The organism is Pseudomonas sp. TE3895 (genome assembly GCF_056278855.1).
Map to the genome: position 1 here is coordinate 3,139,475 of NZ_JBWBQE010000001.1, position 20,747 is coordinate 3,160,221.

14 protein-coding genes are annotated in these 20,747 nt (G+C 58.1%); 13 read left to right on the forward strand and 1 reads right to left on the reverse strand.

What is annotated here, in order from left to right; all coding sequences use genetic code 11:
* Nucleotides 1-9: 9 nt before the first annotated feature.
* Nucleotides 10-1,077, reverse strand: a complete 1,068-nt coding sequence (locus ACZ889_RS14175; protein ID WP_014860002.1) for an aromatic ring-hydroxylating oxygenase subunit alpha — start codon at nt 1,075-1,077, stop codon at nt 10-12.
* Nucleotides 1,078-1,358: 281 nt separating this feature from the next.
* Here ACZ889_RS14175 and ACZ889_RS14180 point away from each other — a divergent pair, with 281 nt between their 5' ends.
* From ACZ889_RS14180 to ACZ889_RS14240, 13 genes are all read left to right on the forward strand, one after another.
* Nucleotides 1,359-2,024, forward strand: a complete 666-nt coding sequence (locus ACZ889_RS14180) for an ABC transporter ATP-binding protein (protein WP_180688333.1) — start codon at nt 1,359-1,361, stop codon at nt 2,022-2,024.
* On the forward strand, nt 2,024-4,483 hold the full coding sequence (locus tag ACZ889_RS14185; protein ID WP_180688332.1) for an ABC transporter permease: 2,460 nt from the start codon (nt 2,024-2,026) through the stop codon (nt 4,481-4,483). Before ACZ889_RS14180 ends, ACZ889_RS14185 begins: the two co-directional genes overlap by 1 nt.
* A complete protein-coding gene (locus ACZ889_RS14190) occupies nt 4,473-5,531 on the forward strand; it encodes a lipocalin-like domain-containing protein (protein WP_476257475.1) in 1,059 nt (352 codons plus the stop codon). Before ACZ889_RS14185 ends, ACZ889_RS14190 begins: the two co-directional genes overlap by 11 nt.
* 597 nt (nt 5,532-6,128) lie before the next feature.
* Nucleotides 6,129-6,632, forward strand: a complete 504-nt coding sequence (tssB, locus tag ACZ889_RS14195; RefSeq protein WP_004576422.1) for a type VI secretion system contractile sheath small subunit — start codon at nt 6,129-6,131, stop codon at nt 6,630-6,632.
* Nucleotides 6,633-6,666: 34 nt separating this feature from the next.
* Entirely contained in the window at nt 6,667-8,205 is a 1,539-nt protein-coding gene (tssC, locus tag ACZ889_RS14200; RefSeq protein WP_004576423.1) for a type VI secretion system contractile sheath large subunit, read from the forward strand.
* A 24-nt stretch (nt 8,206-8,229) separates the two neighbouring features.
* Entirely contained in the window at nt 8,230-9,585 is a 1,356-nt protein-coding gene (tssK, locus tag ACZ889_RS14205; protein ID WP_265959414.1) for a type VI secretion system baseplate subunit TssK, read from the forward strand.
* On the forward strand, nt 9,582-10,262 hold the full coding sequence (gene tssL / locus ACZ889_RS14210) for a type VI secretion system protein TssL, short form (protein WP_104887816.1): 681 nt from the start codon (nt 9,582-9,584) through the stop codon (nt 10,260-10,262). Before tssK ends, tssL begins: the two co-directional genes overlap by 4 nt.
* A gap of 5 nt (nt 10,263-10,267) precedes the next feature.
* On the forward strand, nt 10,268-11,998 hold the full coding sequence (locus ACZ889_RS14215) for an OmpA family protein (protein WP_409322160.1): 1,731 nt from the start codon (nt 10,268-10,270) through the stop codon (nt 11,996-11,998).
* Between the two features lie 15 nt (nt 11,999-12,013).
* Complete coding sequence (locus ACZ889_RS14220) at nt 12,014-12,505, forward strand: Hcp family type VI secretion system effector (RefSeq protein ID WP_104887814.1); 492 nt, start codon at nt 12,014-12,016, stop codon at nt 12,503-12,505.
* Nucleotides 12,506-12,653: 148 nt separating this feature from the next.
* Entirely contained in the window at nt 12,654-15,308 is a 2,655-nt protein-coding gene (gene tssH / locus ACZ889_RS14225) for a type VI secretion system ATPase TssH (RefSeq protein WP_476258017.1), read from the forward strand.
* Nucleotides 15,309-15,310: 2 nt separating this feature from the next.
* The gene (locus ACZ889_RS14230) at nt 15,311-17,677 is read left to right on the forward strand and encodes a type VI secretion system Vgr family protein (protein WP_476257476.1); all 2,367 of its coding nucleotides are present in this window, start codon (nt 15,311-15,313) and stop codon (nt 17,675-17,677) included.
* 51 nt (nt 17,678-17,728) lie between these two features.
* Nucleotides 17,729-20,275 (forward strand): lysozyme family protein, encoded by a 2,547-nt coding sequence (locus tag ACZ889_RS14235; RefSeq protein ID WP_476257477.1) that lies wholly within the window; start codon nt 17,729-17,731, stop codon nt 20,273-20,275.
* A 1-nt stretch (nt 20,276) separates the two neighbouring features.
* Nucleotides 20,277-20,693, forward strand: coding sequence for a hypothetical protein (locus tag ACZ889_RS14240; protein ID WP_476257478.1), 417 nt, complete (start codon nt 20,277-20,279; stop codon nt 20,691-20,693).
* Nucleotides 20,694-20,747 lie beyond the last annotated feature (54 nt).

A 20,747-nucleotide genomic window follows, 5' to 3' on the forward strand; every position in this document is an offset into this window, starting at 1 on the left:
GGCTGTTCCTCAGGCAGGGGTGGCGCTGGTGGCGATCAGTTGCGGCTGCGGCGCACGCTCTTTGGCGATGATCCGCTCCAGCACTTTGCGTGACTGCACGCCGCCGGCATCGATGTTCAGCTTCAGCAAGTTGCGCTCGGGGTGGGCCAGCAGGTTTTGCTGCTGGCGTTCGAGCATTTCCAGGTCTTCGCTGAAAATCTTGCCCTGGCCCTCACGAATGTTGTCGGTCAGGGTCTGGTCGTGCGCAGCGAAATTGCGTGCCATGCCCCAGAAGTACCAGATCGAGGTATCGCTTTCCGGGGTGATGAAGTCGACCACGATGCTCGATGCCTTGTGCTGTGCCTCGGCGTGGTAGCCGCCCTTGCCGGCATGCGCTACACCCACTTCGATCAGCACATGGCTAGGTGGGGTGAAACGGCAGATCTGCCAGCGGTCCACCGGTACATCGTCGGCCAGGCCGTTGCCACGCAAGGCCATGCGCCAGAACGGCGGCGCCATGATGTTTTCCATGTGCCGGGCGGTGACCACTTCGTCGCCGGTGACGGTGGTCACCGGCGGTGCCTCGTCGATCTCCTTCTGGCCGATGCTGGACGCGTGCACATAGGTTTCATGGGTGAGGTCCATGAGGTTGTCGATCATCAGGCGGTAGTCGCAACCGATGTGGAACAGCCCGCCGCCGTAGGCCCACTCATCATTCACCGCCCATTCCAGATGCGGAATCAGCGCCGGGTCGGCCTGCGCCTGGTCGCCGGGCCAGACCCAGATGAAGCCATAGCGCTCGACGGCCGCAAAGGTCTTGTTGCAGGGGAAGCCACGCACCCGTTGGCCCGGCATCGACACGGTCTTGCCGTCGCAACCCATCACCAGGCCGTGGTAGCCGCACACCAGGTTGCCGTCCTCGACATAGCCCAACGACAACGGTGCGCCGCGGTGCGGGCAGAAGTCCTCGACGGCGGCTACTTGGTTCTCTCGGGCGCGGTAGAACACGATTTTTTCCCCGCAGATCTGCCGGCCCAGGGGTTTGGTGGCGATTTCGTCGGGTGTGCAGGCGACGTACCAGGTGTTTTTAGGGTACATGGGAGGCTCTCCGGGGTTTTGTTTTTATTTAATGGATCCATTAAGGCTGTGACTGGCGTGCGAGGTCAATGAATTTTACTTGAGAGATGCGTATTCTGTGCGATTATCGGTTTTTAGTGGATCCATTGATGGGGCGCCCCTGCGATTCGAGCGGGCGGCTGCAGCAGCACGTCGTCTGAACAGGAAGGCACCGGCGAGATCGATCAATGCGGCCGGTGCAGGAGCAGGCTTGGCCGAACCTGCTATGCCTAAAGGGACACCCCACCCATCAAGGCCACTCGATGCTAGCCATCGAACAACTCTACAAATCATTCCCCACCCCCCAAGGCCCGCTTCCCATATTGCAGGGGGTGGACGTGCGCCTGGCGCGGGGCAGCAGCCTGGCGCTGATGGGCGAGTCGGGCAGCGGCAAGAGCACTTTGCTGCACCTGGTGGCTGGCCTGGACAGAGCGGACAGCGGCCGTATTCTGATCGACGATGTTCCGCTCGATGGCCGTTCGGAAGCGTCGCTGGCGCAGTGGCGGCGGGAGGGGATCGGCCTGGTGTTTCAGCAGTACAACCTGATCAGCAGCCTGGACGTGGGTCTGAACCTTACGTTCCAGGCCCGTCTCGCCGGGCGGCATGACCCGCATTGGGCGGCTTACCTGGCGCAGCGCCTGGGCCTGGTGGACCTGCTTGAGCGTTACCCGGAACAACTGTCTGGCGGCCAGCAGCAGCGGGTCGCCATCGGCCGTGCGCTTGCCGGGCGCCCGGCCTGGCTGTTGGCTGACGAACCGACCGGCAGCCTTGACGAGGCCAGCAGTGACGAGGTGCTGAGTTTGTTGTTGCAGTTGGTCGCCGAAGCCGGCAGCGGGGTACTGATGGTGACCCACAGCCCGCGGCTGGCGGCGCGTTTGCAGCGCCGTTGCTACCTGCAGGCCGGCCGTGTGCGGCCCGAGCAGGGCTGATGAAGCTTTTGTCGCTGGCCCTGTTGGCGCTGCTCAGCCACTGGCGGCGCCATCGTGTGCAGTGCTTCAGCATCTTCACTGGCCTGTGGCTGGCCACGGCGCTGTGGACCGGTGTGCAGGCATTGAACAGCCAGGCACGCAGCGACTATGCCCGGGCCAGCGCGGTATTGACCGGGCCGTTGCAGGCGCAACTGATCGCGCGCAATGGCGAGCGCTTCGATCAGGCGTTGTACGTGCAACTGCGCAGGCAGGGCTGGGCTGTTTCGCCGGTGCTGGAAGGGCGCTTGCGCTTGCCGGGCGAGCCCGCACGCAGTGTGCGACTGATCGGCATCGAGCCGTTGAGCCTGCCGCCTGCCGGCAGCATTGCCGGTGTGCAGGTGCAGGCATTCGACCTGCAAGCGTTCATCGGCACGCCCGGGCAAGCCTGGGTTGGGCCAGACACCTTGCGTCAACTGAACACAAGCCCCGGGCAGCCGACCCGCGACAGTGAAGGGCAGTTGCTGCCGCCTATGGTTTTGCAGCCTGCGTTGGCACCCGGGGTCATCGTGGTGGACATCGGCCACGCGCAGGCGTTGCTGAACGCACCGGGGCAGTTGTCTCGTCTGCTGCTGGCTGATACGCCCGGGCCGTTGCCTGCGGATATCGCCCGCTACCTTGAACTGCAGCCGCGGCAGGACGATGGCGGCTTGCAGCGCCTCACCGACAGTTTCCACCTCAACCTGACCGCCCTCGGCCTGCTGGCGTTCGTTGTCGGCTTGTTCATCGCCCACGCCGCGATCGGTCTGGCGCTGGAGCAGCGCCGTGGGCTGATCCGCAACCTGCGCGCGTGCGGCGTCAGCCTGAAGACCCTGCTGGGTGCCCTGGTGCTGGAGCTGGGCCTGTTCGCGGCACTGGGTGGGCTGGCCGGGGTGGCCAGTGGTTACGCATTGGCCGCGTGGCTGCTGCCCGACGTGGCCGCCAGCCTGCGTGGTCTGTATGGCGCCCAGGTCGCCGGCACGTTGAGCCTGCCGGCGGGGTGGTGGCTGCTGGGTGTGCTGGTGAGTGTACTCGGGGCATTGCTGGCCGGCCTGCAAAGTGTAATGCGCGCTGCCCGATTGCCTTTGCTGGCGCTGGCGCAACCCCAGGCCTGGCGACTGGCGCAGGGGCCGTGGTTGCAACGGCAGGCTTTGCTAGCGGGCCTGCTGCTGTTGCTGGCCTTGGGCTGTGGTGTATTCGGGGCTGGCCTGCTTAGCGCGTTCGGCATGCTGGCAGGGTTGCTGCTGGCGGCGGCGCTGCTGTTGCCGGCCTTGCTCGATCGGGTACTGGCGTGGCTGGCGCGTCGTTGCCACCGGCCATTGGCGCAATGGTTCGTGGCTGACAGCCGCCAGCAGCTGCCAGCCTTGAGCCTGGCGTTGGTCGCCCTTTTGCTGGCGCTGGCTGCCAGTGTTGGTGTGGGCAGCATGACCGAGGGTTTTCGCAAGACGTTTGTCGGTTGGCTTGACCTGCGCCTCTCCGCCGACCTGTATGTCACCCCGCGGGACACGGCCCAAGGCTTGCAGATAGTCGAGTGGCTCAAGCAGCAGCCCGGGGCCAGCGTGGTCCTGCCCGGCTGGCGTGCAGACATGCAGCTGCAAGGTTGGCCGGTGCAAGTGCAGGGCATTGTCGATCACCCCGCCTATCGAACGCGCTGGCCATTGCTGGAACAGCATTCGCGCGCCTGGCAGCAACTGGCCAGCGGACAAGGCGTGATGCTCAGTGAGCAGTTGGCCAGGCGATTGAACCTGCAACTGGGCGACAGCCTGAAGCTGCCCGCAGGCACGTCAGCCATGCCCGTGGTGGGGATCTATGCCGATTACGGCAACCCCAAGGGGCATGTACTGGTCAATGCCGACTGGTTGCGCGCCCACTGGCCACAGGCAACCCTGGCCGGCTTGAGTGTCGACCTGAGCGCTGAAGGGGTGGCATCGCTCAAGGCCGCGCTGCAACGGCACTTTGCCCTGGATGACAGCCGGGTGGTCGAGCAGGCGCGCCTGAAACGCTGGTCGACCGACGTGTTCAACCGCACCTTTGCCGCCACCGCAGCCCTCAACAGCCTTACCCTTGGCGTGGCCGGTGTGGCGTTGTTCATCAACCTGCTGACCCTGGGCCAGGCCCGGCTGGGCCAGTTGGCACCGCTGTGGGCGCTGGGGGTGCGGCGCATGCAACTGGTCTGGCTGAGCCTGGGGCAGACACTCATGCTAAGCAGCTTCACCGTGTTGCTGGCAATCCCGCTTGGGCTGTTGCTGGCCTGGTGCCTGGTCGCAGTGGTGAACGTGCAGGCCTTCGGCTGGCGCTTACCGCTGTATGTGTTCCCCATGCAACTGCTGCAGTTGACCGTGCTGGGCATGTTCACCAGCCTGCTGGCCTGCGCCTGGCCGCTGTGGCAACTGGCGCGCCGCCAGCCGCGCGAACTGTTGAGGCCGTTGGCCGATGAAGCTTAATGCGTGGCTGTTGCTGACCGGGTTGTTGTTGTGCGGCTGTGATCAGCCAGCACCGCAAAGCTATGCCGGGCTCGGGCAGCAGGCTGGCGAGTTTAGCCAGGTGACCCGCGATCATCGTCTGGTCTTCCCGCATGACCACGGTCCCCACGACGGCTTTCGTATCGAGTGGTGGTATGTCACCGCCAACCTCAAGGACGCCCAGGGCCGAGATTGGGGCGCCCAGTGGACACTGTTCCGCTCGGCCTTGCGCCCCGGCCCGGAGACCAGCGGCTGGAACAGCCCGAACCTGTGGATGGGGCATGCAGCACTGACCGGGCCGGGTGGCCATCAGGCTGCTGAAACCCTGGCGCGGGGAGGGATCGGCCAGGCCGGCGTGCAGGCCCAGCCGTTTCGTGCATGGATCAATGACTGGGTGTTACAGGGCCAGGGCGGCATTGAACACCTGCAGATGGTCGCAAGTGGCGACGGATTTCGCTATGACTTGCAGTTGCACAGCGATCTTCCCTTGGTGCTGCATGGTGAGCAGGGCTACAGCGAAAAATCAGGCAAGGGCCAGGCTTCGTACTATTACAGTCAGCCGTTCTACCACGTCCAGGGGCAGGTCCAGCGTGGCAGCCTGTGCATCGCGGTTACCGGGCAGGCCTGGCTGGACCGGGAATGGAGCAGTCAGCCGCTGGCGCCCGGGCAGACCGGCTGGGACTGGTTTTCCCTGCACCTGGACAGTGGCGCCAAGCTGATGCTGTTCCAGGTACGGGAGGCCCACGGGGAACCGTATCGCGCCGGGACCTGGGTAGGGCCACAAGGGGACGTGATGGCACTGGACGCCGCACAGATCAAGCTGCAGGCGCTGGCCTGGTCCGCGCAGAAAAACGGCAAGCAGGTGCCGACGCGCTGGCGGGTGCAAGTGCCGGAGCATGGGGTGGATGTGCAGGTCGATGCCGTTGAGCCGCAGGCGTGGATGCAGACACGGTTCCCGTATTGGGAAGGGCCGGTACGCTTGAACGGGAGTGCGGGCGGGCGCGGGTATCTGGAGATGACCGGTTACTAGGCGCTGTGTGTAAAGTCTTGAGACGAAGAGCTGGTTAGCCGGCGAGTTAGCATGCAAGCCTCAGCCAGCCATACCCATATCACACGATGCGCTGAGCCCACTTTCCGGCATAGGCACTGTCGACAAACAGGGTATTCACTGACGGGTACCTGCTCATCAATGAAGCTCAGGAAGAATTGGCTGTTTTAATTGGGGGGGTATCATTTTCTGGACTTGCCTTTGGTGGGTTTAGATTAATTGATATTTGTACGGCGGTGGTCCGCGCGGTCTGTTGGTTAAATTCGTTGATATGGATCAATGCATTGCTGGTGCATTGAGTGCATCTGTTTGGCGCTACTCGATTGGGGGGGGCAAGCAGAATCCTGGTCGAAGGTTTTCCTGTCGCTTGTAGGAAGTTTCCTAGTTTTGTGCGGGGGGTGGCGAAATGTGAAGAATTGGTGCATGTTTGATCTGGAAACATTTCAAGTGTTGCCTTGGGGGAGCGGTAGTTGCTGGCAATGAATTGAATTCCATTGCAGTTGCCAATGGGCCTGAAATGGATCGTTGTCAGTGATGTCACTTTCGTCGAGGCCGTTTCCAGTGGCTTCAGGAGGAGTTATGGCTTCAGGCAGTTTTCAAAGTGAGGTGCCGAGGGCGCGCGTCAATATTAAACTTGATCTTCATACGGGTGGGGCCCAGCGTAAGGTTGAGCTGCCGCTTAAGCTCATGCTGATGGGGGATTACAGTAACGGAAAAGAGCAGCGTCCGCTGTCCGAACGGAGCAAGGTTAATGTCAATAAAAATAATTTTGACAGTGTGCTCTTGGAGTTTTCACCGAGCCTCAAACTGGTCGTTGAAGATACGCTGGCCAGCGAAGGTGGAGAAACGCCTGTTGAACTGAGTTTTCAGCGGATGAAGGACTTCGAGCCCGAACAGGTCGCTCGACAGATACCCCAATTACGTGCGCTGCTGGCGATGCGCAACCTGCTGCGTGAGTTGAAAGCCAATCTCTTGGATAACGCCACGTTCCGTGCCGAGTTGGAACGCATACTGAAAGATGAAGCGCTGAGTAATGAACTGCGTAAGGAACTGGCTGCCCTTGCCCCTCAAGGCGGATGCTAGAAAACCATCATCTCTACAGACGGGAAGCTAACAAATGTCCGAAGAGCAATCCTCTGCGCAATCGCGTGGCGCCACTGTGCGGGTGGAAGACAGCCAGAATGTCTATCACACATTGTTTGAAAAAATAAATCTCGAACCCCTTGAGCAGATGGGCGGTATCGACGCCTACCAGAGTGTGGATGTTCTGTCTGAGGCAACACCCAATCAGCGTGTTACTGCGTCTGTAAGTGTTTTTCTTGAGCGGCTCAAGCAAGTCTCCCCGAAAGTGGAGCGTCTGGACAGGGCCCTGCTGGACGAACACATTGCCTCGATTGATGCCCAGATCAGCAGTCAGCTGGACGAAGTGATGCATCATCCTGACTTTCAGCGTGTAGAGTCGATCTGGCGTGGGGCGAAGTCGTTGATCGATCAGACGGACTTCCGCCAGAACGTCCGCATCGAGTTGTTGGATATCAGTAAAGAGCATCTGGCCCAGGACTTCGAAGATGCGCCCGAAATCGCTCAAAGCGGCATGTACCTGCATACGTATACTCAGGAATACGATACGCCGGGTGGTGAGCCTATTGCGGCGGCGGTCTCAAACTACGAGTTTGGCCGTGGGGCGCAAGACATTGCACTGTTGCGGAATATCTCGAAAGTTGCGGCCTCCGCTCATATGCCATTCTTGTGCTCGATGGGCCCTGCGTTCTTTGGCAAGCAAACAATGGAGGAGGTCGCCGCGATCAAGGATATCGGCAACTACATGGACCGTGCTGAGTACATCAAATGGCACGCTTTCGCTGAAAGCGATGATGCCCGCTATGTCGGCGCCACATTGCCCTGTACGTTGGGGCGACTGCCTTACGGGCCTGATACGAGTCCGGTTCGGCTGTTTAACTATGAAGAGCGCGTCAAGGGGCCGGACCATAGCAAGTACCTCTGGGTAAGCTCGACGTTCGCGTTTGCAGCCAATATGGTCAAAAGTTTTATCGCCAATGGTTGGTGCGTACAAATTCGAGGGCCGCAATCAGGGGGTGCTGTAACGAATCTGCCGATCCATCTCTATGACATGGGGACGGGCAGTCAGGTCAAGATTCCTTCGGAAGTGATGATTCCGGAAACCCGCGAGTTTGAGTTTGCCAATCTTGGTTTGATTCCGTTGTCGTACTACAAGAATCGCGATTATGCGTGCTTTTTCTCAGCGAACTCAGCGCATAAGCCGGCGATTTATGACACACCTGAGGCCACGGCCAACAGCCGCATCAACGCTCGGCTGCCTTATGTCTTTCTGCTTTCGCGTATCGCTCACTATTTGAAACTCATCCAGCGGGAGAACATTGGCACGACCAAGGATCGCCGCCTGTTGGAGCTGGAACTGAACAGGTGGATTAGCGGCTTGGTTACCGAAATGACGGACCCCGGCGATGACTTGCAGGCGTCTCATCCGCTGAGGGAGGCAAAGGTGGTTGTCGAAGATATTGATGACAACCCAGGCTTCTTCAGAGTCAAGCTGTTTGCGGTGCCGCATTTCCAGGTTGAGGGTATGGACATCAACCTGTCGTTGGTTTCGCAGATGCCCAAAGCTAAATCCTGACGGCGAACCCGGGAGTTACTAATCGTGAAGATCGATCGGCCTATGTGGGCGTCCGGTGTGGTGTTGTCTGCGCAGCAGTTTCAGCAGCAGGCCCGCTTTGAATCGTGGACCAACCAGGCAGTTGCTTCCTTGGCATGGGTTCATCCGTGGGGTATTCGCGCAGTCGCATTTGATGCGGACGCACTGCAGCTAGGCAAACTCCTGGCCACTCGGCTGCAGGTGTGCATGCCCGATGGAACGCTGATTGACACGGATCGATTGGATCGGCTTCCCAGTGCCCTGGAACTGTCCCGGGCGCTGCCTGACGACAGTCAAGCGGCAACGGTGGTGCTCGCTTTGCCGCTGGAACAGGCCAATGGCAACAACTGTCTGTTCGAGGGTGCCCGAGTTGAGCGCCCGGTCAGATACCGCCAAGTGTGGCGGGATGTACAGGATCACTATACCGATGAGGTGCAGTCAATCAGCGTACTCGAACATGCACTGAGCTTGCGCCTGAATGAAGATGACAACGCAGACTACCTCACCTGCCCAGTGGCACGCCTTGTCCGGGATGGGCGGGGGCGTTGGGAAATTGATCAGGATTACATCCCCCCGTTGCTGAGGTTTGATGCGCACGCTGGATTGTTACTTCAGCTGGATAACTTGCTGACCCAGCTGTCCTCCAAACGTGAGCGGCTGATGGGGATGCGTCGCGAGAGCAACCAGCGCATGGCAGATTTTGCTGTCGCTGATGTGACATTGTTCTGGTTGCTCAACGCGTTGAATACCTATCAGCCGGTGCTGGCAGACCTTAAAGCACACCCTGCTCGGCATCCGGAGTTGGTGTACCAGCAGTTGGTGAAATGCGCGGGGGCGCTGTTGACGTTTTCGTTGGACCAGAGTGTCGAGGACATTCCTGCCTATCAGCATACGCACCTTGAGTCTGTTTTCCCGCCGTTGATGCGTACGCTCTCCACATTGCTGGAAGCGAGCCTGCCGTCACGTGTGCTGGCTTTGGTACTCGAAGCGCGCAGTGCCAACCGATGGCAGGTGGCCCTGAACGATCCTCGTTTGCTTGAGCCAGACGGGGCTGACTTTTACCTGTCGGTGCGCTGCCGGCTGCCAGCCGTGCAAGTGCAAAGCCAGTTCCCACGGCTGTGCAAGATCGGCTCGCCTGATGATGTGGACTATCTCGTCAATGCAGCACTCGATGGCGTGCCCTTGAAACCCCTCAGCCATGTGCCTGCGGCGATACCGCTGCGTTTGGAAAACCAGTACTTCGCACTGGATCTCGGGCATGAGAAAGGGCGTGCCATGTTGGAGGACGGCGTATGCGCGCTCTATGTGCCGAGCGTGTTCCAGGACGCCACACTTGAGCTGTTCGCGGTGCTGCGCTCATGAGTCTCGCTCAGCAGAAACCCGGCACAGCCAAGGTGGATATCGACGCCTTGTTACAGGATACCTACTTGCTGGTGGTCGAGTTGCGACATGGCACAGGTGTGCACAGTAGCCCGGAACTTTGGCCGCGTTGCGTGGCGGATGTCGAGCATGTTCGGGCCTCTCTTCAGGAGGAGGGCCTGGATCGCCATAGCATCGAGCTTATCAGCCATGCGCAATGTGCCTTGCTGGATGAGACAGTGCTCGCTTGCGCCGAAGGTAAGGCCCATGAGGACTGGGCAATGGAGACCTTGCAGGCCAAGTTTTTCAGCAGTCATCAGGCGGGGGAATCGCTTTATGAAGACATGCGCACCGTGCTTCGGGAGGCCTCTGCACACCCTTATGTCTTCACGGTCTTTCAGCGGGCGCTGATGCTCGGTTTTCGGGGGCGCTACCGCGAAGTGAATCATCCAGAGCGGCAGCAATTGTTCGCTGCAATCGATGCGCATGTACCGCCCCTTGACACAAGTCAGTCCCTGGTCACCCAGATAGGGCCTACTTCACACCTCCCGATGTGGGGTTGGCTGCAGTCTCCTCTGGTCCACGTGGTGGCCGCATCTGGCCTGCTGATAGGCCTCTGGTGGGGGCTTGACCATACGCTGGGTGAGGCAGTGGCCTCGCTCCTGCCGGTGCAGGGGTGAGCGAGATGCAGCTGAGACAGGAGCAGGGGCTCTGGCTATGGGCCGGAACGTTGTCCTTGCTGCTCATTGCCACGCTTCCGCTTGCTGTTGAGTGGCAGCTCACGATCGCCGTGGTCGTCACGGGCGGAGTGTGGGCAGCATGGCGCCGAAGCAGGCGGATTGCCGGCGGCGAGGGACATGAACTGCAGTGGAGCAAGGGCACTAGCCTACCTGCAGGATCCTACCGCCATCCGGTTGTCTTGGTGGTAGGCGATTGTCTGGCTGAGCTGTTTGGTCCGTTACCCGCTGAGCAATGGGCATTGCGGGTAACGGGGGAGGGTTGCTATGTCCGGGTGCCCGACGCGCAGAAGCTACCCACGACGATTGCCAGCCTGTTGCTGCAAAGGCCCGAATGGAATGAACAGCTGAGTGTCATGTGGGTCGTGGATCCCTCCGTCCATACAGATGTTGCAGTGTTGGCGAATGAACTGCGCAATGTGCACCGTCAGATTGTGAGGTTGCGCGAACGTGGTAGCCCACTGTCGCTGCTGGTGGTGGGGTTTTTCCAGAGCACTTCGCAGACCTCGGCCTGGTTTACCTGGGCAAGCGCCAAATCGAGCGTGCAAGTGCATGAATCAGGTATGTGCATGAGCCTGGCCGAATGGCAGGGTTGGAGCGCGGATCCTGATCTCCGGGCTGCTCGACTGCGAGACACTGTGCAATTGAGCGCTGCTGCTGGCTGGTTGAAAGCTCTCTGTATGTCGGAAATGCGCGTGCGGACTTCTCGCCAGGAGATCGCGGCCACCGCCTTTGCCCTTGCATGGACACCCAATTCCAGCGAGCGCCCTGACAACAACCTATGGCACCGCTGGCTGCAGGAGCGGACTGGGCTGAGCTTTGACCAAGGTACGTCTGATGATGCCTATGCTTCATTGCCGTTCCCTGACGCTCTGCTTCATTTGCTGCCTCGCAGTGCTCAACGTAATAGGCAACACAGAGCGGTGCTGGTGGGGGGCTGGCTGTTTGTGTTGGCAACCTCCATCGCGTTGGTAAGCTCTGCATGGCAGAACACATTGCTGGTACGCCAGGTCACCGAAGACTTACGGCGCTATGCCACTGCTTCGGTGAGTGCTGAGCCTGACAAGGGTCTCCAACGGGAGGGCGCGCTGGCAGTGCTTCGTCAGGATGCCGAGCGCTTGGACCACTATTACCGCCAGGGTGAGCCGTGGTCGCTGGGCCTCGGCTTGTACCAGGGCGAAAAACTGCGCCCGTCATTGCTGGCGGCCATCAACGGCCACCGTATCCCGACGATGCCTCAGTCTTCGCCTGCCAGCCCTCAAATGGTTCGCTTGGACAGCCTCTCGCTTTTCAGCAGTGGCAGTGCGCAGCTGAAGGCGGATTCAACCAAGGTCCTGGTCACTGCATTGGCGGGCATCAAGGCCCAGCCAGGTTGGCTGATTGTGATCACGGGGCACACGGACGCTACCGGCAGCGACGAACAAAACCTGCGTTTGTCGCGAGCACGTGCGGCCGCGGTACACGACTGGATTCAACACATGGGCGACATCCCCAGCAACTGCTTCGCGGTGCAAGGCCTGGGAGCCAGCCAGCCAGTTGCAAGCAACGACACGGAACAAGGACGGTCGGCCAATCGCCGAGTTGAGATTCGCCTGGTGCCGGAGGCGGGGGCTTGCCTGTCCTCGACTGCGGCTTCTGGCCTGCAACCCCAGTCGCATTCCGCGACCTCCAACACTTGAAAGAGGATTTTCTAAATGGCTATTCCTGTTTACCTGTGGCTGAAAGACGATGGCGGTGCCGATATCAAAGGCTCGGTGGATGTTCAAGATCGAGGTGGGAGTATCGAGGTCGTCGCTCAGGATCATAACTTGTACATTCCGACTGATAACAACACTGGCAGATTGACCGGTACGCGCATCCATACCCCATTCCTTTTCACCAAAGAGATTGATGCGTCTTCCCCGTATCTCTATAAGGCCGTCACAACCGGTCAAACGCTCAAGTCGGCGGAGTTCAAGTGGTACAAGATTAATGATGCCGGCCAGGAAGTTGAGTATTTCAATACCAAGCTGGAGAACGTGAAGGTCGTTCAGGTTGCACCAAAAATGCACGACATCAAAGATCCTGAGAAAGAAAAGCACAACCATTTGGAATCGGTCGAATTGCGTTACGAAAAAATCACCTGGACATTCAAGGATGGAAACATCATCCATTCGGATTCCTGGAATGAACGTACTACCGCCTGATGGAACTTGGCCGTCGGTCTGTAATTGCTGACGGTCCCCAGTGTATTGGGTTGAGCGTCCGCGTGCGGGCGCTCAGCCAAGTACACCACGGTTTCAGATACGTCCACTGATGACGTTACGTTGACCATTGACGACAAGGATGCCCTGTATGGCACATGATCCTACCCGCTTGCTCCGCCGTCTCAACGCTTATTGCACCCAGGCACTGACGGCGGCAGCGTCGTTGTGTCAGGCACGTGGGCACAGTCATATCAGCATTGAACACTGGTTGTTGAAGTTGTTTGAGCAAGGAGAAGGTGATCTTGTGGTCATCGCCCGCCGTTATGGGTTGGATGTGGATGCCCTGTGGCAAGGACTGCTTGAGTACTTCAATACCTTGCCGCGCAGCGTGCTCAGCAAGCCCCAACTAAGTCTCGAAGTGCAGCAACTGATCAGCAGCGCCTGGCTACTGGCATCGATGGATCGCGACTGTGAGCAATTGCGCTCCGTGCATGTGTTGGCGGCCCTGATTGAGACACCGGACTTACTCAAGTGCTCAGCCGCTTGGCCTCTATTGGGTATAGGTTCAACACAACTGCAACAGGTGGTAGCCCTGCTTGAATCGGATTCGGAAGAAAGGCAGTTGGTGCAGACTGTGTCGTTCAACCCCGCGACGGGACGGACGGCCAAGCCTACAAGCGCTGCGGATAGCGATGTGGCGCAGCCAGCGATCCTCGATCAGTTCAGCCATGATGTAACCGCCAAGGCCGCAGCGGGGCAGATCGATCCAGTCTTCGGACGTGACGATGAAATTCGTCAGGTGATTGACGTACTGAGCCGTCGCCGCAAGAACAACCCCATCCTGGTAGGAGATCCCGGTGTCGGGAAAACCGCCCTGGTCGAAGGACTTGCTTTGCGCATTGCCAGCGGCGAAGTCCCGGATAGCCTGAAACCGGTGAGTATCCGTACGCTGGACTTGGGGCTGCTTCAGGCTGGAGCCGGGGTCAAAGGTGAGTTCGAGCAGCGGCTCAAGAACGTGATCGATGCCGTCCAGCAATCGGAAACACCCATCCTGTTATTTATCGATGAAGCGCACACCCTGATCGGTGCTGGCAACCAGCCGGGGGGCGCTGATGCCGCAAACCTGCTGAAACCTGCCTTGGCGCGTGGCGAGTTGCGAACCATCGCTGCCACGACCTGGAGCGAATATAAGCAGTACTTCGAGCGCGATGCTGCGCTGGAGCGGCGCTTTCAGATGATCAAGGTGGATGAGCCGGATGATGCCAATGCTTGCTTGATGCTGCGCGGGCTCAAAGCGCGTTACGCCACCTATCACGGCGTGCACGTTCAAGACGCTGCAGTGCAGGCGGCGGTTAGTTTGTCCCGGCGTTTTCTGACGGGGCGCCGCCTGCCGGACAAAGCGGTTGACCTGATAGACACCGCGTGCGCACGCGTTCGTATGAGCCTCGATTGCGAGCCGCAGGCGCTGGTCCAGCTGAAGTCGCAAAAGACGGCCCTGACTGCAGAGCGAACTGCGTTGGAAGAGGATGCACAGCTTACTGGCAGGCTGATGGAGCCTCGTTTGGCGAAGATCAACGCCCAGCTGGTTCATCTCGAGAGCCAGCAGGCTGCGCTGGAGCTGCAGTATCAACAAGAGCTTGAGCTTACCCGTCAGTTGCTCAATGTTCGTCAGGCCGAGCAGGTCGATACAGCGGCCTGCGCGAAGCTGCAACAGGAACTGAGCTACGTACAGGGGAGCCGGCCGCTACTGTCGCTCGACGTGTGCGCACGCAGTGTGGCCGAAGTGATTGCCGACTGGACAGGCGTTCCCCTTGGCAGTTTGCTCAAGGACGAACACGCCAGCTTGTTGAATTTGGAAGATCAACTGGCCGAACGCGTGGTCGGTCAAGAGCCAGCCCTGCTTGCACTGGCTCAGCGGTTGCGCGCCGCCCGTACAGGGTTGACGAACGACAACGCGCCGATGGGCGTTTTCCTGCTGGTCGGCACCAGTGGCATCGGCAAGACGGAAACAGCACATGCCCTGGCCAGTAGCCTGTTCGGCGGTGAGAAGTCGCTCATCACGCTCAACATGTCCGAGTACCAAGAGGCGCACACCGTCAGCCAGCTGAAAGGGTCACCGCCTGGTTATGTTGGCTACGGCCAGGGTGGTGTGCTTACCGAGGCCGTTCGCCAGCGCCCCTACAGCGTCGTGTTGCTGGACGAGGTCGAGAAAGCCCACCGAGATGTCCTCAACCTGTTCTACCAAGTGTTCGATCGCGGCTTCATGCGCGATGGCGAAGGCCGGGAGATCGATTTCCGCAACACGGTCATCCTGATGACCTCCAACCTCGGCAGCGACCTGCTGCAAAGTTGCATCGAGCAGCACCCAGCCACAGAAGATGCAGCCCTCCATGAGCTGCTACGTCCGGTGCTACGCGAGCACTTCCAGCCGGCACTGCTGGCACGGTTCCAGACATTGATCCTCCGCCCACTGGAGGCCGATGCGCTCAAACGCATTGTCGCGATCAAGCTGGGCCAGGTAGCCAGGCGTTTGCAGCGTCATTACGGCTTGCAGTGCCAGGTGGAGGACTCGCTCTACGAAGCCTTGGTCGCCGCCTGCCTGCTGCCCGATACCGGCGCTCGCAACATCGACAGCTTGCTGAACCAGCAGATTCTGCCGGTACTCAGCCAACAGCTACTGCAGCGCCAAGCTATTGGCCAGCCAACTCAAACGGTGACGCTTGGGTACTGCGAGAACAGCGGCATCAGTTTGAGCTTTTCCGATGAACACGACGCAGCACCGCTGGCTGGTGAGAGGGCTTGATCATGGCGAAGTCATTACTAGGTTCCACCCCTAACCACTACACGCTTGAAATCGATGAATTGGATGCGGTCGAGCTCGATGTACTGTCGTTCAACGGTGAAGAATGGCTGAGCCAACCCTTCAAGTACAGGGTAGCGTTCACCTCTGCCACGCAGGACATCGAGGCTGCCAAGGTCCTGGGGAAGGACGCCAGTTTTCAAATGGGGTCGTCAGGGCATGCACCGGTCAATGCGATCTCCGGTGCAGCGTCACGCACGTTGCATGGTGTGATCACGGGTTTCAAGCGCCTCTCCAGCTCCAGGGATGAGGCCCGCTATGAGGTAACCCTGCAGGCTCGCCTGGCGTTGCTCAGCCGTGGCAAGCAATACCGGATCTACCAGCATCAGTCAGTTCCGGAAATTGTCGAAAGCATCCTGCGCAGCCGCCACCAGTTCGAGGGGCAGCACTTTCTGTTCGACCTGGTACGCGAATACCCCAAGCGCGAACAGGTCATGCAATACGGTGAAAGTGACCTTTCCTTCATCAGCCGCCTGTTGGCAGAGGTGGGCATCTGGTATCGCTTCACGCACAACGACAAGCTGTTTATCGACGTTGTCGAGTTTCATGATCATCAGCAGCATTACCAGTTCGACGTCAGCCTGCCGCTCCGCCCACTGTCTGGCCTGGCCAGCAACGGCCAGGATGGCGCCTGGGCGCTGCAGGTCAGCCATGAGGTAGTGGAACAGCACATCAACGTGCGTGCTTATCACCACCGTGATGCCGGAGCTTTCCTTGACGGGGACGTGGATCACAGCCGGCAGGCGACGACCACCTATGGCGAGGGTTACCACTACGGCGAACCCTACACCGCGCTGGGCGACGCAATCGCCCAGGATGAGGATCTGGAAAGCGAAAGTGGCTACTTCTACGCGCGCCTGAACCATGAACGCTTCCTCAATGGGCAAACCCGCTGCAGTGGCATCAGCAGCAGCGTCGCACTCGCTCCAGGGCAGGTGGTTACGATCACTGACGGGGCACCCCAAGTCTTCGAGCCTGGAGTCGTCATGACGCATCTGACCATCGAGGCCGCCCGGGACCGTAGTCTGGAAGTCACCTTCGAGGCGATACCGTACTCAGAGTCGATATGCTTTCGGCCGCCACTGCCGGACAAGCCGCAGATCGCGGGCACAGTGCCGGCGCGAGTCACCAGCACCCAGCAGAACGACCCCTATGGTCACATCGACCTGGAGGGGCGCTACCGAGTGAACTTCCTGTTCGACCGGGACAGTTGGAAAGCGGGAGAGGAGAGTGTCTGGCTACGACTGGCTCGACCTTACGCAGGCGACACCCATGGCCTGCACCTGCCGTTGATTTGCGGTACGGAAGTGGCGGTGGCGTTTGAACAGGGCGACCCGGACCGGCCTTACATCGCGCATGCCCTTCACGATAGCCAGCACCCCGACCATGTAACGCTGCGCAACTACAAACGCAATGTGCTGCGCACGCCTGCGAACAACAAGTTGCGCATGGACGATACGCGGGGGCAGGAGCATATCAAGCTCAGTACCGAGCACAGTGGGAAGAGTCAGCTCAACCTGGGGCATCTGGTAGATGGGGACCGCAAAGCGCGCGGGGGAGGTGCTGAGCTGCGCACGGATGGGCATGCAGCTATCCGAGGTGGCAGCGGCGTCTTCATCAGCGCTGACGCGCAGCCTGGTGCCCAAGGCGGCATGCTCGAAATGGCCGCTGCGCTGGAAAGACTGGATCAGGCCAAAGAACAACTGGAAGCACTGTCGAATGACGCCCAAGCGAGCAAGGCCGAGCCTGCGGACGTTCAAGCTCAACTGGACATGCTCAAGCAGGACCTGGAACAACTCAAGTCCTCGGTACTGCTGCTCAGCGCGCCGCAAGGTATCTCGCTGACCAGTGGTGGGCATCTGCAACTGGCGGCCCAGAAGAACCTGATGTTCAACGCCGGTGCGCAAGCCGATATGAGCGTGGTCAAGCGCTTATTTGTCGGGGTGGGGCAGGGGCTTAGCGTGTTTGTTCGCAAGTTGGGAATCAAGCTCATAGCCAACCAGGGGCCGGTGAGTGTTCAGGCGCAGAACGATGCGCTGTCGCTAATGGCTCGGCATGGTTTGGAAATTGCCAGTACTGAGGATGAAGTCCGTATCACCGCGAAGAAGAAGATTACGCTGAATGCGGGCGGTAGCTACATAGCGATAGATGCCTGCAGTGTTGAGTCAGGTACGGAGGGTGACTTCCTGATCAAGTCCGCAAGTTTTGAACATATAGAAGAGCCTACGAAGCAGCCGATAGAGCGTGTATCAATGCCTGCTTTGGTAGATCATGATCCTGAAATGCTGGGTTCTACAGTGTTTTCTGGGTGAATATTTCTTCGGCGGGAGTGATTCGCTATGGTTGATCGTGTGAGGAGTCTGGTGGGTGATTTATTCAAAAAAATATCTCATCAGGAAGATTCGCCTGTTACTGAATTTCCCACTCTAAATGTGAGCGCTCTTCTGCCTGTCACTGATTGGAGTCATCCTTTTAGGCAAAAAGGATATGTAAATATCCTTCACCAGCTCACTCAACAAGGTCGTGCGACGGCAGGGTTTTATCCACTGGGTGTTAGCGGCCTGTGGCATGGTGGAATACATTTTGACAGCGGTACGGCAGCTGTTCTCGATCAGACCAGTGTGTCGTGCATCGCAGATGGTGAAGTGATTGCCTATCGTATTGATATGGAAACGAAAGAAACAGCCTATGTTGTAAAAGGTTCCTCGGAGAATAGGCCGTTTTCTCGAAATTTTGTATTGGTCCGCCATCGTGTTGATGCGCCGGAGATTGCCGAGAGCAGTGAGTCTCCTCCATCATTGATCTTCTATAGTCTCTATATGCACCTGCAGGATGGCGCGTTCTATCGTGACTCACCCTTTATGGAACGTCCTGCCTTCTGGGAGGAAAGAGGGGACTATATTGTTTCAAAGAATGCCAAAGATAAGAGGAGCAATGCTCAGCCAACTGAGTTGGGCTCGAATATTCGTCATCTGGAAATTGCTGGAAGCAAAATAGACTTCCTGCCGCAAGGGTCTCATGTGCGTATTAGCGGTGATGGCGATTTTCGTAAGCTGGAGAGCTCAGTTGGGCCGAGCAGCCTGCGGGACGAATCTGATGTGCTGCAGGGCTATGTTGAGGTCAAACAGTTGGATGCGGTGGGGGCGGGAGAGTACAGCACGCGAAATGCGGTTAATGTATATTCCGAGGCTGATAGGAAAAGCAAGGTGCTTAGTTTGAAACTTCCGAAAGGCACTCTCGTAAAAGTGAGTGGTGAAGGTGAATTCCGGAGGTTGCTGAATGTTGCGCAGTTTGTCTATTTTAAGTCGCTAGAGGTTCAGCGTGTACCCTGCGAATATGACAACGTTAGCATTCTCGCTACGCCTGTCCCGATAAGCGCGGGGGACTTGGTAGGGCATGTTGGTGTATATCAAGATGCTGTCGCGGACCGGCCTGAAAAGAAACTTCATTTAGAGGTTTTTAGTGCTGATGACGTGGCGGGTTTTTTTGAGAGTTGCCGGGAATGGAGTAAGGGTCTTCCGGGAGAGCTAAATACATGGCTTGAGTTGGCGAGGGGCACAGAAGTTGTGCCGGACCAGGGCTTCACCAAAAATAACCCACCCGCTCAGACCGGCAAGCACCCGGTGAGTGCAGAAAACTTGTTGGTTCCCAAATCCTTGCTTGATGGATTGCCTCCTACCCATAGAATCAAAGTGCCTGCGGCTGGCGGGCGTAGGGCTTGTAACTGGTATCACCTTGAGGGTGTGCTCAGTGATGCAGCGAATCAGCTGTTGAATGGTTGGGTGAAAGAGGAAGTGGGTATAACTCCGTGGAAAAATCCATGGGATTGGGAGGGGTATCAGGTTATTACGGAGTATAAGACGCCTGCAGAGTTCATGGCTGCCTCCCGCCGGTCAGAAAAGCTGCTGACGGAGGAGCAGCTTAAGCGGTTTGGCGCGATGGCCGATGAGGGCGAAAAATCGACAGTCAAGACTCGCTTGCGCGAACTGGTTGATAGTGACGGCAATGGAAGAATCACAGCGAATGAACTCCGAGCTGCAATTCAAACGCCGGCCGGTGCTCAAAAGCTTTCAAAGCTGGTGGTCAGCTACGAGAGTGAATGGTATTACGCGGCGCACAAATGGGATGCCTTGGATGAGCTATTAGGGCATTCGGGCTCAACTCCCAATGTCAATTGGCTGGCAGAGAAAGATCGGATTAAACAGCTGAGTTGGTGGGGTGATGTGGCGGCAAAATTGTGGCTGCCCCAAGAGGCGAGGGTGTATCACTTTAATCCAATGGGGCTATTGGCAAATCTGGGGTTAGTGGATGATAACGACTTAAGGTGGCTGGTTGTTCCGCGAGGGCAGTTCACTTTTGATGCCGAAGGTAACGATATCGAGGGGAATGCAAGTTTTACCCGCATTGCGCATGCGCCTCCAGGCGAATCTGGCATAACTATTGGACGAGGGTATGATCTAGGTCAGCGTTCTAATTCTGAAAATGAATTGCCTGCAGTTGGGATAGGCGAACCTCTCCTTTCGTGGTTGGTCAAGTCAAAAAAATTCAAAGGAGAGGCTGCGCGGGAGTATTACCGCAATGCCCCTAAAGCGGTTAGAGAGTACAAAATCACTCGGAGGCAGCAATTTGAGTTATTTGTCTCTGTTTATGATTTTATGATTAGTGAAGTCGTTAGGATATCCAGAAATAATGAGGCCTATGGTGTGCTTAATTGGGAGGCGTTAGATCCTAGGGTGCGAGATGTAGTGGTCGATTTAATTTATAGGGGTGATTATCACCCGGATTCAAGGAAGTTCGTTCAGCGGCCTTTTGTTAATAACGATGTGTCGGCTTTGCGAGCTATTATGATGGATAGGGATAAATGGGGGGCGTCCCTCTTGATAGGTTTAGGCGAAGGGCGGATCATTTGAAATGAAATTTTTTTTGTTCTTGTTTGCCGTTTTTTTGTTTGCGATGGAAAGCGCTGACTCGAAAGAGCTTGATTATAAGCTGGTGCTTACGGCAGGGACCGGTACTGTTGATGGGCGCGTGGTGCGCTTTCTGACATTTTTCGAGGATGCGTGTCTTACGGTGCAAAATGTTGTGCCGGGGGATGTAGGGAGGGTTGCGGCGGAGGCGAGAATATGTAGTTTAGATGGGCGGGATATAAGTAGTGATTTCGTGGATGTTACCTTCAAGCGAGGTGTCTTTACGGATAAGGGTCTGTTTTTTGATGTTAGTGCTACCCCATTTAGGCCTCTGGGGGAAAGGAAGTTGCTCTGTCAGGTAAAGTTTGTTCAGGGCGTGGCTGACCACTTGTCATGCGTAAATGCAAATTACGATGAGTGATATCTAGTGTTTCGAAGGATTGATTTGTTTGTCTGCTCAATTTGTTTTGCTCGA